Origin of the sequence: Roseovarius salinarum, assembly GCF_002834145.1 — a bacterium.
In the GTDB taxonomy this organism is placed as follows: domain Bacteria; phylum Pseudomonadota; class Alphaproteobacteria; order Rhodobacterales; family Rhodobacteraceae; genus Roseovarius; species Roseovarius salinarum.
In genome coordinates this window covers 1-11,955 of sequence record NZ_PHNT01000006.1, presented here as the reverse complement: position 1 = coordinate 11,955, position 11,955 = coordinate 1, and the positions used below count along the sequence as shown (strand labels likewise).

Sequence of the window (11,955 nt, the reverse complement as noted above, 5' to 3'; positions counted from 1 at the left end):
ACAAACCGGCGACACGCCCGCGCGGCAGCGCCACGCGGCCGCGGGCGGACAAAGCCACCCGCGCAACCAAGAAACGGACAAGGGGAAGCGACCATGACGACTCGGCTGATGATGGCGGGAATCGCACGCGTGCTGACGGTGCCGGGCGCCACCATGGCCAAGACGGCGAGGATGGACGCCGAGGGCAACGGCAAAGTCACCAAGTCCGGATGCCAGCAGGTCCACCCCGACATGCAGGAGGGCACCTTCGCGAGCGTCGATACCGATGCCAGCGCCACCCTGAGCACCGCCGAGATCGACGCCGCCCGCGACGCCGGCATTCTGCCGGGCGAGAGCTCCGGGGGCTGACCCGGCCACCACCCTTCCGGCCCGCCCCGCGACGGAACTGGCCGGTCAGGGTTCTGCGAACTCGTCCCGCGCGTATCCCTGCAGGTAAAGCAGCGCCGTCAGGTCGCCGTGGTTGATTCGCACCTCGCAGGCCTCGGCCACGCTCGGCTTGGCGTGCAGCGCCACACCCATGCCCGCGCGTTCCAGCATGCCCAGGTCGTTGGCCCCATCGCCGACGGCCAGCACGTCGGCCTCGGAGATGCCGAGCCGCCTGGTCACCTCTTCAAGCGCGTGCACCTTCGCGTCGCGCCCCAGGATCGGGCGGGCAACATCGCCCGTCAGGCGACCGTCCCGTTCCAGCAGCGTGTTGGCCCGGTTTTCATCGAAGCCCAGGCGCGCCGCGACAGGGGCGGTGAAGGCGGTGAACCCGCCCGACACCAGAACGGCCCGCGCGCCATGCGCCTTCATCGTGGCCACCAGCGTGCGCCCCCCGGGGGCAAGTGTGATCCGCGCGTCGAGCACCTGTTCGATCACGCCGGCGTCGAGGCCCCTCAGCTGGCGCACGCGTTCCACAAGCGCCTGCTCGAAATCCAGTTCGCCGTTCATCGCCCGGGCGGTGACCGCGCGCACCGCTTCGCCCGCGCCGGCCGCGTCGGCCAGTTCGTCGATGCATTCCTGCCCGATCATGGTGCTGTCCATGTCGGCCAGCAGCATCTTCTTGCGCCGCGCCTGCGCGGGCTGGACGACAAGATCCACCTTCCGTGCCTGCAGGTCCGCCCAGGCGTCCCAGCGATTGGGCGGAACCTCCGGCAGGGCGAATTCCGCGGCCTCGTCGGGCGAAAGCCAGCGGGGATCCCCGCCGCCCCAGGCGCGGCGCAGGGAATCGACGAGGGCGGCATCGAGTCCGCCGGGGGCGGCAACAAGCGTGGCGATGAACATACGGGAAGTTTCCGATCGTGGTCGTTTTGGTCGCATTCGGGCACTGAACCGGCGCTATAGCGACATTTCTGCACTTGCGAAAGGCCCGGAACCGCCGTATGCCCATCCGTGGGACACCCCTCCCCAACGAGGGGCGGTTATCTGGAAGGATAGACATGACAACGATCGAAAAACCGGCAACGCGGCCGGGCAATCCGCGTTTTTCCTCGGGCCCCTGCGCCAAACCCCCGACATTCGACCTCAACGCGCTGGCGGGCGCGCCACTGGGCCGCAGCCACCGCGCGACGGTGGGCAAGTCCCGCCTGAAGGCAGCGATCGAGGGCACGCGCGAGATCCTCGAGATCCCGGCGGACTACCGTATCGGGATCGTGCCCGCCTCCGACACCGGCGCGGTCGAAATGGCGATGTGGACCATGCTGGGCGAGCGCAAGGTCGAGATGCTGGCCTGGGAAAGTTTCGGCGCGGGCTGGGTGACCGACGCGGTCAAGCAGCTCAAACTCGACGCCGAGGTCAAGGAAGCCCCCTACGGACAGATCGTGGACCTGTCCACCGTCGACACCGACAACGACGTCGTCTTCACCTGGAACGGCACGACCTCGGGCGTGCGCGTGCCCAACGGCAACTGGATCAAGGACGACCGCAAGGGGCTGACGATCTGCGACGCGACCTCGGCGGCCTTCGCGCAGCGCCTGCCGTGGGACAAGCTGGATGTCACGACCTTCTCCTGGCAGAAGGTGCTGGGCGGCGAGGCCGCGCACGGCATGATCATCCTGTCGCCGCGCGCCGTCGAGCGGCTGGAGACCTACACCCCGCCCTGGCCTCTGCCGAAGATCTTCCGCCTGACCAAGGGCGGCAAGCTCAACGAGGGCATCTTCGAGGGCGCGACGATCAACACGCCGTCGATGCTGGCGGTCGAGGACTACCTGCAGGCGCTGGAATGGGCGCGCTCGGTCGGCGGGCTGGAAGGGCTGCGCGACCGCGCCTACAACAACCTCGCCGTGGTCCAGACCTTCGTCGCCGAAAACGACTGGCTGGCGTTCCTCGCCGAGGAGCCGGAGTATCGATCGAACACCTCGGTGTGCCTCAAGTTCACCGATGATCGCATCTCGGACCCGGCGGCGTTTGCCAAGGCCGTGGTCAAGCGGCTGGAAGACGAGGGCGTGGCCCATGACGTGGGCGCCTACCGCGACGCGCCCCCGGGCCTGCGCATCTGGTGCGGCGGCACGGTCGAGGCCACCGACGTGGCCGCGCTGATGCCCTGGATCAAGTGGGCCTACCTCAGCGAGCTCGAAGCCCTCTCCGAATCCGCCTGAAGCGCGCACGCCGCGCACGGACCCCGCAGGGTGCGCGATCTCGTGCACCCTCCCCGGACACCTACATTCAAAGGACCAGACAGATGGCTCCCAAGGTACTCGTCTCCGACAAGCTCTCGGAAACCGCCGTGCAGATCTTCCGCGACCGCGGCATCGACGTCGACTTCATGCCCGAGGTCGGCAAGGACAAGGAAAAACTGGCCGAGATCATCGGCAATTATGACGGGCTGGCGATCCGCTCGGCCACCAAGGTCACGGAGAAGATCCTCGAGAAAGCCGACAATCTCAAGGTCGTCGGCCGCGCCGGCATCGGCACCGACAACATCGACAAGGACGCGGCCAGCAAGAAGGGTGTGATCGTGATGAACACGCCCTTCGGCAACATGATCACCACCGCCGAGCACGCGATCGCGATGATGTTCTCTGTTGCCCGCCAGATCCCCGAGGCCAGCGCCTCCACCCAGGCCGGCAAGTGGGAGAAATCCAGGTTCATGGGCGTCGAGCTGACGGGCAAGACGCTGGGCGTCATCGGCGCCGGCAATATCGGCGGCATCGTCTGTGACCGCGCCCGCGGGCTGAGGATGAAGGTCGTGGCCTACGACCCCTACCTCAGCCAGGAAAAGGCCGACAAGATGGGCGTGGAGAAGGTCGAGCTCGACGAGCTGCTCGCGCGCGCCGATTTCGTCACGCTTCACGTGCCGCTCACCGAGCAGACGAAGAACATCCTGAGCCGCGAAAACCTGCAGAAGATGAAGAAGGGCGCGCGTGTCATCAACTGCGCGCGCGGCGGGCTCGTGGACGAGCAGGCCGTTGCCGACCTGATCCAGTCCGGGCACCTGGGCGCGGCCGCCTTCGACGTCTTCGCCGAGGAACCCGCGACCGACAACCCGCTGTTCGGCCTGCCCAACGTCGTGTGCACGCCGCACCTGGGCGCGGCCACGACCGAGGCACAGGAGAACGTCGCCCTGCAGGTGGCCGAGCAGATGTCGGACTACCTGCTCACCGGCGCGGTCACCAACGCGCTCAACATGCCCTCCGTCACCGCCGAGGAGGCCAAGGTCATGGGACCCTGGATCGACCTGGCCGACCATCTGGGCAGCTTCGTGGGCCAGATGACCGACGAGCCGATCAAGGCCATCAACATCCTCTACGACGGGGTGGCAAGCGAGATGAACCTCGACGCGCTGACCTGCGCGGCAGTGGCGGGCATCATGAAATCCTTCAACGCCGAGGTGAACATGGTCTCCGCGCCGCTGATCGCGAAGGAGCGGGGCGTCAAGATCTCCACCACCCACCAGGACAAGTCGGGCGCCTTCGAGGGTTACATCAAGCTCACCGTCGTCACCGACAAGCGCGAACGCTCGATCGGCGGCACGGTGTTCTCCGACGGCAAGCCGCGGTTCATCCAGATCAAGGGCATCAACATCGACGCCGAGATCGGGCCGCACATGCTCTACACCACCAACCAGGACGAGCCCGGGATCATCGGCACGCTGGGCCGCACCATGGGCGAGGCCGGCGTGAACATCGCCAACTTCACCCTTGGCCGCACCAAGGAGGGCGGCGAGGCGATCGCGCTGCTCTACGTCGATGCGCCGGTGGACTCGACGGTGATAAAGAAACTCAAGGACACCGGCCTGTTCCGCCAGATCCGGCCGCTCGAATTCGACGTGGCCTGAAGCGATCGCGCGGAGAACGAGCGCAGTTTCAACGCGCCGCCCGTCACGAGGCGGCGCGTTTTCGGTTTCGGGGACACGCCGATTTCGTGAAAGCGCGCACGCCCGGGACCGGTTGAAGGGCGTCCGATGGCCGAAAGCGGCAAGCACACGGCCGGTATTTCGTGCGCCGGAACGCTGGCCGCGTGGCGTCTGTGTGCGGCTTCGACGTCAGCCCGACGGCTCGATCTCCAACGCCGCTTCCAGATCGACGATCTGGCGCGACAGGTCGATCCGGCAGCCGGACACGCGGTAAAGGTCGCGGTCCTCCAGGACATCGCCGCCACGGGCCGCGCGCCACTGCGCGATGCCGGCGTCACGCTCGGCGATAAGCCGCTCGATCTGGGGGCGGAACAGGCCCATCATCCCGGCAAGCCAGTCCCGGGTGTGGCGATAGGGTTCCCTTGGCGCAAGATCGAAGGCGCGAACCATCGCCGTCACCTCGTCGCCGTCGCGCCAGTCCTCGCCGGTGACCCAGCGGTTGGTGGTAAACAGCGCGATGGGACGGCTCAGCGCGTCCATCGAGATGCCGATCAGGTGGCAGGGGCGGCGACCGGCCGCGTCCTCGGGCGCGTGCGAACAACCGTGCCCGCCCCCCTCCGCGGTGGTGCGGGCGGGCGTGTCCGGGTAGGCGAAGACGTGGAAATGGCCATGCTCGCCGGGGCCGCGGTGCTCCTCCGGGTGGGCATGGTAGTAGAACTGCACGCCGTTGTCGCGGTCGCGGATGTCGTGCTCGGGGTAGTGCGCCCAGGCCTCGATCCGCTCGGCGCCGGGCATCAGCGCGGAGACGACCGTCTGCCCCGCCGCGTCCAGCGCCTGCGCGGCCAGCAAGACGCGCTCGGCGGCGGCGTGCATCGCTTCGAGATCGGCGCGCGGGTAATCGCCAAGCGGCGGGGCGGGGGCGGCGTCTGTCATCACGGCACTCGTTTCGGCGACGGGGGCGGGCGCAGTCAAGCGCACCGCCCCCGAGTTGGTGTCATGCGGCCGGGCCGGTCACTCCTGCTCGGGCAACGGGTCCATGCCGAGGATCTCGCGCACCTTCCATTCGCGGCTGGGCTTGAGGCCAACGGTGCGCCCCTCCTGCACCGCGATCTTGGCGGGCACGCCGGCCTGGGCCCGGTAGAGCGCCCAGGACGCCCCAACCCGGTTCGAGGACTGACAATGCATCAGGATGGGGTAGTTGTCGGGGTCGTTGACGATCTCCGCGATGCGGTCGACCTGATCGGCCACCGGCGCCCGCTCGGAGACAGGCACGTTGAGGTAGGTCAGCCCGGCGGCCTCGGCGCGATCACGCTCGTCCGCCGCGCCCTCCTCGGCGGTATTGAGGCTCAGCACCGTCTTGAAGCCCACGGCCTTGATCATGGCGTAGCCCTTGTCGGTCACCACGCCGCCGGTGCCCACGTAGGGTGCGGCGCGCAGGTAGTTCTCGACCACGCCCGGCATGGTGTCGCCATAGGCGGCCTGGGCGTAGCCCGCCGGCACGTCGAAAGGGTTGTCCGCCGGGGTCTCGGCGGTCGCGGCATAGTCCGGGGCGTCGGCCTCGTCGCCCGCGTCGCCGGCCACGGCGCATGGGTTGGCAATCGCGCAGGGGTTGGCGATCGCGCAGGGGTTGCTCTGGGCGTGAGCGGCCGACACGATCTGCGGCAGGACGCCGGAGCGCGTGCCGGTGTCCGCATCGGTTCCCGCCGCGCCGGCGGCGACGGCAGCCGCGGGCAGCAGGGCGAGAAGGGATTTGCGTTTGCTCATGGCGTATCCTTTCGTTTGACTTCAGGTGTGCTTGTCGACGGTGTCTGGCGCCGCGTCACCGGCCGGGCCGATCGGCCCGCCGAAGCGGCGCTCCAGCGCGCTGCCGACCCGGAATCCGGCGACCGCCAGCACGACGAGCGCCAGCAGGATCGCCCACGTCGGCAACCCGAAGAGCTCGGGCAGGGTCTGGCCCTTGGGCCCCTGGGCCGCGAAATACAGGCCCTTGAGCGGCTCGTAGGCCCAGGCGAAGACCCAGACGCCGACGACCATGCCGACCATGAAGACCAGCGCGTCCAGCCGCCCCGAGGCCAGTCCGGCGACCGAGGTGCCCGGGCAGTAGCCACCGATGGCGAATCCCGCGCCGATGAGCAGCCCTCCAACGGCGATCGCCCAGAAGAAACTGGTTGGCACGTAGACCTTGTCGGGCCCGAAAACGCCGAAGACATCCAGAAGCCAGAGGCCCGTCGCCGCCACGATGACAGCGGTGAACATGACCTTGAACACCGCCCAGTCCTGCAGCCGGAACTGCGCGGTCAGCTTGCGCGGGCTGCCGAAGCCCGCCGCCTCCAGGAAATAGCCGAAGAGCACCCCGGCCAGCAGACCGGCGGCGACGCCGTTGTCGTAGAGCGGTTGTTCCATCACTCCCAGACCCTCCGCGTCAGCATGGAAAACAGAAAGCCCCCGATGAAGAAGGCGATGAGAAAGATGAAGGCGGCCACCGCCAGCGTCGCACCGCCCGACAGGCCCAGCCCCGAGGTGCAACCCCGGGCCAGCCGCGCGCCGAAGCCGGTGAGCACCCCGCCTCCCAGCGCCAGCGCCAGCCGCAGACCGGCGCTTGTGCGTGGGCCGCGTTCGACCGACGGGCGGAAGCGCCGCGCGGCGAAGCTGCCCATCAGCGCGCCCACGAACAGGCCGGCGACCTCCCAGGTGATCCAGGCCAGAAGCGGTGCCCCGGCATCGATATACCGGCCGAGATACGGGTTCCCCGCCGTCGCCTCGGGCATCAGCCATCCGCCGGCGGCCGCGGCGGCGCGCGTGAAGAACCCGCTCGATCCGAGCCCGTGCCCGGTGATGACGAAGGTCAGAAGAAGCGCAAGGCCGAGGCCCAGTCCGGCCAGAAGCGGCGGCCAGTAAGCGCGGGGACGATCCTGCATCTTGGTCTCCTTTTGCTCGGGATGCGCCGCATGGCCCGGCAGCGCGCAGGCCCTGATCCGGCCGGCGGCGCGGCATCACCAAAATATTCTAATACAAGAATGTGTCAAGCGCCGGGACGGCGCGTTCTTCGTTTCGGAAACTCTTGGGGTTTGGCGGCATTTCCACGCTCGGGAACGGTTGAAAGGCGACCGATTCCCGGTAAGTGGAGATCCGTGGCTGGCCTTGTTTTTGCCGGCATGCTTGCAGGTGGCACCGCCAATGCGCTTGGTTCCTTCGACTTGACTTGGGTGGCACACCGCCGACGGCCGAGATCCTTCCCGAAACGGGAACAGGGCCGCTGGACGGCATGGTCTTCACCGGTCGCACGGGGCCCACGGGCCAGCCCCGCGACGTCGTCGACACATTCGTCTTCAAGGATGGCACCTTCGTCTCAAGGGAATGCGAGGCGCGCTGCGACGACCCGGCGACCGGCAAAGGACGGCGCCTGATCGTGGCGGCCCAACCGCAGCGCGGGCCGCGCCGTGCCGCCGCGCTGATCAGCCTCGCGCGCGATCTCGGCCTTGCCCGCACCGCCCGGCTTCTGGCGCGGTTCGATGCCGTGCCCGGCGAAGCACGGCTCGCCTTCCTGCTTTCGGCGGCGCCGAACCGGCTGGCCGAGCGCCTGCTCACCCATCGTCACATCGCGTTGGGCCTCGCGATCAATTCGCCAGGCAACTTCCTGGTGGGCGGTGGCGGCGGCATCGCGATGATGGCCGGGATGAGCCGGCTTTTTTCGCTCCCGGCGGTCGTTGTCACCGTGGCGAGTGCCGTGGCGCCGGTTCCGGTTGTCGTGCTGCTGCTGGGACCGGCCGTCATGGGCAAGTGAAAGGGCGCTGGTCCCGCTCAGCCGGGCTTGAAATCGGCGGTCCCGCGCATCACGACGCCGAGAAAGCACAGCATCCCGGCCAGCACGATCACCGAGCCCAGCTTGCCCAGCACCTCGCCCTGCTGCGTCAGCGCCATGACGATGCCCGGAATCAGCACCGCGACCCCGACGACCGACAGCGCGACGTGCAGCCGCGCCAGCCATCCGGCCGCCGCGCCGGGCACGAGATGATAGTAGAAGGCGAAGATCGCGAAGCTCACCCATCCCAGCAGGTTGAGATGCGCATGCGCCGGCGCCAGCGTGTGATCCTGAGTGGCCGCCATCATGATTCCCCAGCCCATGCCGATGATGGCACTGAGAATCGCAAGCAGCATGAAGGCCCTTGAAATGCCCGTCATGGCGTTTCCTTTCACTGTCCGTGTCCGCGCCTCCATGATGCCCGATCGCCCGCGTTTTCCAAGCATTCCTTTCATGCTAGGGCTGGGGCATGGCCGATCCCGTTTATGTCGTCCCCGATATCCACGGCCAGAAGGCCGGCCTCGACGCCGCGCTCGAGATGATCGCGGCCGACGGCGGCGCAGGGGCCCGCACCGTCTTCCTGGGCGACCTCGTGGACCGTGGCCCCGACAGCCGTGGCGTTGTGCAGACACTTCTCGACGGTCTGTCGGCGGGACGCGACTGGATCGTGCTGCGCGGCAACCACGACCAGATCTTCATCGACGTTCTCGACGCCGCCGAGACGGGCCTCGGCCCCGAAGGCGTCGCGCTGGGCTGGTTGTCGGGCAACATGGGTGGCGCGGCGACGCTGGCCTGCTACGGGCTTGAGCCGGCGCAGGCGCTCGATGATCCCGCGGCCCTGCTGCGCGCCGTGCCGACGGCCCACCGCGAATTCCTGCGTGCCCTGCGCTGGCACCATGCCGAGGGCGACCTGTTGTTCGTGCACGCCGGCATCCGCCCCGGCGTGCCGCTCGGGCGGCAGGACCCGGACGACCTGATCTGGATCCGCGAGCCGTTCCTGTCGGACCGCCGCGATCACGGCCCGCTGATCGTGCACGGCCACACGCCCATCGAGTTTCCCACGCATTACGGCAACCGCGTCGACCTCGACGCCGGGGCCGGTTGGGGCCGTCCCCTGATCCCGGCCGTTTTCGAGGGCCGCGACGCCTGGATGCTGACGGAAACCGGCCGCGCGCCCCTGGTTCCCGCCGTGTGACGCCGCCGCGCGCGGCGCCGGTGACGGCACGTCCCGATTGCCAAGCGTCGGGGCATTTCCTAGGCTTCCGGTCGAACGCTCAATCCGCGGAGTTTCCAATGACCGACATCGTTCTTCTCGACGGCGCGCGCACCGCCATCGGCACTTTCGGCGGCAAGCTGGCCGGCACCCCGCCCACCGCACTGGGCGCGACCGTAACCGCCGCCGCGCTGGAGCGCGCGGGCGTCGAGCCGGGCCAGGTGGGCCATGTCGTCTTCGGCCATGTCATCAACACCGAACCGCGGGACATGTACCTGTCGCGCGTCGCCGCGATCGACGCGGGCATTCCCGACACGGTGCCGGCGATGAACGTCAACCGGCTCTGCGGCTCGGGCGCGCAGGCGGTCGTCTCGGCCGTGCAGTCGCTGGCCATGGGCGACGCCGATTTCGCCGTGGCCGGCGGGTCCGAGAACATGAGCCGCTCGCCCTTCATCATCCCCGACCAGCGCTGGGGCGCCAAGATGGGTGACGTGAAGACACGCGACATGATGCTGGGCGCGCTCAACTGCCCCTTCGGCACCGGGCACATGGGCGTGACGGCCGAGAATGTCGCCCACGAACACGAGGTCAGCCGCGCGGATCAGGACGCCTTCGCGCTGGAAAGCCAGACCCGGGCGGCGCGCGCAATCGAGGAAGGCCGCTTTGCCGACCAGATCGTGCCGGTCGAGGTGAAGATCAAGCGCGACACCGTGGCCTTCGACACCGACGAGCACCCCAAGCCCACGACGGCCGAGGGGCTGGCGGGGCTCAGGCCCGCCTTTGCCGGGGAGGGCAGCGTCACCGCCGGCAACGCCAGCGGCATCAACGACGGCGCCGCCGCGATGGTGCTGGCCCGCGCCGAGGCGGCCGAGGCCGCCGGGCTGACCCCCAGGGCGCGCGTTGTCGGCTATGCCCACGCGGGCGTGCGGCCTGACGTGATGGGCCTCGGCCCGATCCCGGCGGTGGACAACCTGCTGCGCAAGACCGGGCTGTCGGCGGCCGATTTCGACGTTATCGAATCGAACGAGGCCTTCGCGGCGCAGGCCATCGCGGTCAACCGCAGCCTCGGGCTGGACCCGGCCAAGGTCAACCCCAACGGCGGCGCCATCGCGCTGGGCCACCCCGTCGGTGCGACGGGCGCGATCCTGACGATCAAGGCGCTTTATGAGCTTGAGCGGATCGGCGGCACGCGGGCGCTGGTGACCATGTGCATCGGCGGCGGCCAGGGCATCGCGCTGGCGCTCGAACGGCTCTGACGCTCAGTCGATCCGCACGGTCACGGCCGCCGCGCGGCCCTCGGCGTCGATCACCGACAGGCGCGAGAACCCGCGTCCCAGCCCCGGCAGGTGCGCCTGGCGACGCCGGACGCCGGTCAGAACGGGCGCCCCGTTCGCCATCCAGGTGAAGGGCGGCGTGCCGTCGCGCACCTTCACCGGTACGCCGGCATCCGCCAGCGGCAGGCGCGCCCCCTCCGGCGGAAATGACAGTTTCGGCGCATCCTCCGCCGCGCGGAAAACAGCCTCGCGCCCGGTGAAACGCCGCAGGGGTTGCGGCAATTCCGCGGTGGGCACCAGAAGCGCCTGCGGCGGCGCGGGCGGCAACGGGTCGGGCGCGGGCTTGAGCCGCTGGAACGCCTCGAACAGCACGGGCGCCGCCAGCTCGCCGCCGAAGGCGCCGGGCACCGGCGTGCCGTCGGGCCGGCCGATCCAGACGCCCGCCACATGCGCCCCGTCGAACCCCACGGCCCAGGCGTCGCGATGCCCGTAGGAGGTGCCGGTCTTGTAGGCCAGCCGCCCCGCCGGCGCACCCGGCGGCGGGGCAAGCCCGGCCAGGATGTCACCCACCTGCCAGGCCGCGGCGCGACCCATAAGGCGGGGGCCGCCGGCGGTTGGCCCGGTGGTCGCGTTCCACCACAGTGGCCGCGCCAGACCCCCCTGCCCCAGCATGGCGTAAAGGCCCGTCAACTCCGTCAGGGTCAGCCCCACGCCGCCCAGCCCGACGGCCAGCCCCGCGCGATCGCCCGGAAGCGCGGGGGCCGCCCCGGCGCGGCGCATCAGTTCCATCAGGTGGGCCGGCCCGATCTCGTCCAGCAACAGGACCGCCGGCACGTTCAGCGACAGCCGCAGCGCCCGCGCCGCCGACAGTTCGCCCCGGAACCGGCCGTCGAAGTTCTGCGGCGCGTAGTCGCCAAAGGCGACGGGGCGGTCACGGATCAGCGTCTGCGGATGCGCCAGCCCCCGGTCGAAGGCCATGGCGTAGATGAACGGCTTGAGCGTGGACCCGGGCGAGCGGCGCGCGCGCGTCATGTCGACGAAACCGTGCCGCCCGGTCGGCGCGTCGTAACCCGCCGACCCGACCGAGGCCAGGATCTCGCCCGTGCGATGATCGGCCACCAGCATCGCCACCGACACCCCCTCGGGCAGGTCGCGCGCCGTTTCTCGCGCGACCCGTTCCAGCCCCGCCTGAAGGGTGGCATCGACCGTCAGCCGGTGGCGCGTGGCCAGAGGAGCGCTGCGACGTGCAAGGTCCGACAGGTGCGGCGCAAGCGCGGGGAACGGGTGGCGACCGGCCGGGACCGGCGCCTGCCGCGCGGCACGGGCCGCCGCCGCATCCAGCACCCCGGCCCGCAGGGCCCGCGCCAGAACCCGGTCGCGCGCGGCGCGG

Annotated in this window: 13 protein-coding genes; 6 read left to right on the top strand and 7 right to left on the bottom strand. The window is 69.7% G+C overall.

The window, feature by feature from the left end:
- The first annotated feature begins 93 nt into the window (after nucleotides 1-93).
- Nucleotides 94-348 carry an EF-hand domain-containing protein gene (locus tag CEF10_RS07355; RefSeq protein WP_101067494.1) on the top strand — a complete coding sequence of 85 codons (255 nt, stop codon included), beginning with the start codon at nucleotides 94-96 and terminating at the stop codon, nucleotides 346-348.
- 45 nt (nucleotides 349-393) lie between these two features.
- Here the strand turns inward: CEF10_RS07355 and serB are convergent, their stop codons facing one another.
- Nucleotides 394-1,266 carry a phosphoserine phosphatase SerB gene (gene serB / locus CEF10_RS07350; RefSeq protein ID WP_101067493.1) on the bottom strand — a complete coding sequence of 291 codons (873 nt, stop codon included), beginning with the start codon at nucleotides 1,264-1,266 and terminating at the stop codon, nucleotides 394-396.
- 155 nt (nucleotides 1,267-1,421) lie between these two features.
- On the opposite strand from serB, the gene CEF10_RS07345 reads away from it, so the two are divergent.
- Together CEF10_RS07345 and serA are read left to right on the top strand one after the other, a co-directional pair.
- Complete coding sequence (locus CEF10_RS07345) at nucleotides 1,422-2,579, top strand: phosphoserine transaminase (RefSeq protein ID WP_101067492.1); 1,158 nt, start codon at nucleotides 1,422-1,424, stop codon at nucleotides 2,577-2,579.
- 83 nt (nucleotides 2,580-2,662) lie between these two features.
- Nucleotides 2,663-4,258 carry a phosphoglycerate dehydrogenase gene (gene serA, locus CEF10_RS07340; protein ID WP_101067491.1) on the top strand — a complete coding sequence of 532 codons (1,596 nt, stop codon included), beginning with the start codon at nucleotides 2,663-2,665 and terminating at the stop codon, nucleotides 4,256-4,258.
- Between the two features lie 207 nt (nucleotides 4,259-4,465).
- On the opposite strand, the gene CEF10_RS07335 is transcribed toward serA, so the two are convergent.
- The 4 genes from CEF10_RS07335 to CEF10_RS07320 all read right to left on the bottom strand — a co-directional run bounded on the left by CEF10_RS07335 (nucleotide 4,466) and on the right by CEF10_RS07320 (nucleotide 7,236).
- Entirely contained in the window at nucleotides 4,466-5,209 is a 744-nt protein-coding gene (locus CEF10_RS07335) for a DUF6969 family protein (RefSeq protein ID WP_101067490.1), read from the bottom strand.
- Between the two features lie 78 nt (nucleotides 5,210-5,287).
- Nucleotides 5,288-6,040 (bottom strand): fused DSP-PTPase phosphatase/NAD kinase-like protein, encoded by a 753-nt coding sequence (locus CEF10_RS07330; RefSeq protein WP_101067489.1) that lies wholly within the window; start codon nucleotides 6,038-6,040, stop codon nucleotides 5,288-5,290.
- Nucleotides 6,041-6,061: 21 nt separating this feature from the next.
- Nucleotides 6,062-6,679: a DUF6691 family protein gene (locus CEF10_RS07325; RefSeq protein WP_101067488.1), complete on the bottom strand. Its 618-nt coding sequence runs from the start codon at nucleotides 6,677-6,679 to the stop codon at nucleotides 6,062-6,064.
- Complete coding sequence (locus CEF10_RS07320; protein ID WP_269801317.1) at nucleotides 6,679-7,236, bottom strand: YeeE/YedE thiosulfate transporter family protein; 558 nt, start codon at nucleotides 7,234-7,236, stop codon at nucleotides 6,679-6,681. Before CEF10_RS07320 ends, CEF10_RS07325 begins: the two co-directional genes overlap by 1 nt.
- A 242-nt stretch (nucleotides 7,237-7,478) precedes the next feature.
- Here CEF10_RS07320 and CEF10_RS07315 point away from each other — a divergent pair, with 242 nt between their 5' ends.
- Nucleotides 7,479-8,060, top strand: coding sequence for a hypothetical protein (locus CEF10_RS07315; RefSeq protein ID WP_157932973.1), 582 nt, complete (start codon nucleotides 7,479-7,481; stop codon nucleotides 8,058-8,060).
- 17 nt (nucleotides 8,061-8,077) lie between these two features.
- Here the strand turns inward: CEF10_RS07315 and CEF10_RS07310 are convergent, their stop codons facing one another.
- A complete protein-coding gene (locus tag CEF10_RS07310; protein WP_101067485.1) occupies nucleotides 8,078-8,458 on the bottom strand; it encodes a hypothetical protein in 381 nt (126 codons plus the stop codon).
- Between the two features lie 89 nt (nucleotides 8,459-8,547).
- On the opposite strand from CEF10_RS07310, the gene CEF10_RS07305 reads away from it, so the two are divergent.
- The gene (locus CEF10_RS07305) at nucleotides 8,548-9,273 is read left to right on the top strand and encodes a metallophosphoesterase family protein (protein ID WP_101067484.1); all 726 of its coding nucleotides are present in this window, start codon (nucleotides 8,548-8,550) and stop codon (nucleotides 9,271-9,273) included.
- Nucleotides 9,274-9,371: 98 nt separating this feature from the next.
- On the top strand, nucleotides 9,372-10,547 hold the full coding sequence (locus CEF10_RS07300; RefSeq protein ID WP_101067483.1) for an acetyl-CoA C-acyltransferase family protein: 1,176 nt from the start codon (nucleotides 9,372-9,374) through the stop codon (nucleotides 10,545-10,547).
- 3 nt (nucleotides 10,548-10,550) lie between these two features.
- Here the strand turns inward: CEF10_RS07300 and CEF10_RS07295 are convergent.
- A partial coding sequence (locus tag CEF10_RS07295) for a penicillin-binding transpeptidase domain-containing protein (RefSeq protein WP_101067482.1) occupies nucleotides 10,551-11,955 on the bottom strand: 1,405 nt, incomplete at its 5' end.

Bases quoted from the DNA above. Each gene is read 5' to 3' on its own strand.
- CEF10_RS07355 (WP_101067494.1), top strand. From the start codon at position 94: ATGACGACTCGGCTGATGATGGCGGGAATCGCACGCGTGCTGACGGTG.
- serB (WP_101067493.1), bottom strand. From the start codon at position 1,266: ATGTTCATCGCCACGCTTGTTGCCGCCCCCGGCGGACTCGATGCCGCC.
- CEF10_RS07345 (WP_101067492.1), top strand. From the start codon at position 1,422: ATGACAACGATCGAAAAACCGGCAACGCGGCCGGGCAATCCGCGTTTT.
- serA (WP_101067491.1), top strand. From the start codon at position 2,663: ATGGCTCCCAAGGTACTCGTCTCCGACAAGCTCTCGGAAACCGCCGTG.
- CEF10_RS07335 (WP_101067490.1), bottom strand. From the start codon at position 5,209: ATGACAGACGCCGCCCCCGCCCCGCCGCTTGGCGATTACCCGCGCGCC.
- CEF10_RS07330 (WP_101067489.1), bottom strand. From the start codon at position 6,040: ATGAGCAAACGCAAATCCCTTCTCGCCCTGCTGCCCGCGGCTGCCGTC.
- CEF10_RS07325 (WP_101067488.1), bottom strand. From the start codon at position 6,679: ATGGAACAACCGCTCTACGACAACGGCGTCGCCGCCGGTCTGCTGGCC.
- CEF10_RS07310 (WP_101067485.1), bottom strand. From the start codon at position 8,458: ATGACGGGCATTTCAAGGGCCTTCATGCTGCTTGCGATTCTCAGTGCC.
- CEF10_RS07305 (WP_101067484.1), top strand. From the start codon at position 8,548: ATGGCCGATCCCGTTTATGTCGTCCCCGATATCCACGGCCAGAAGGCC.
- CEF10_RS07300 (WP_101067483.1), top strand. From the start codon at position 9,372: ATGACCGACATCGTTCTTCTCGACGGCGCGCGCACCGCCATCGGCACT.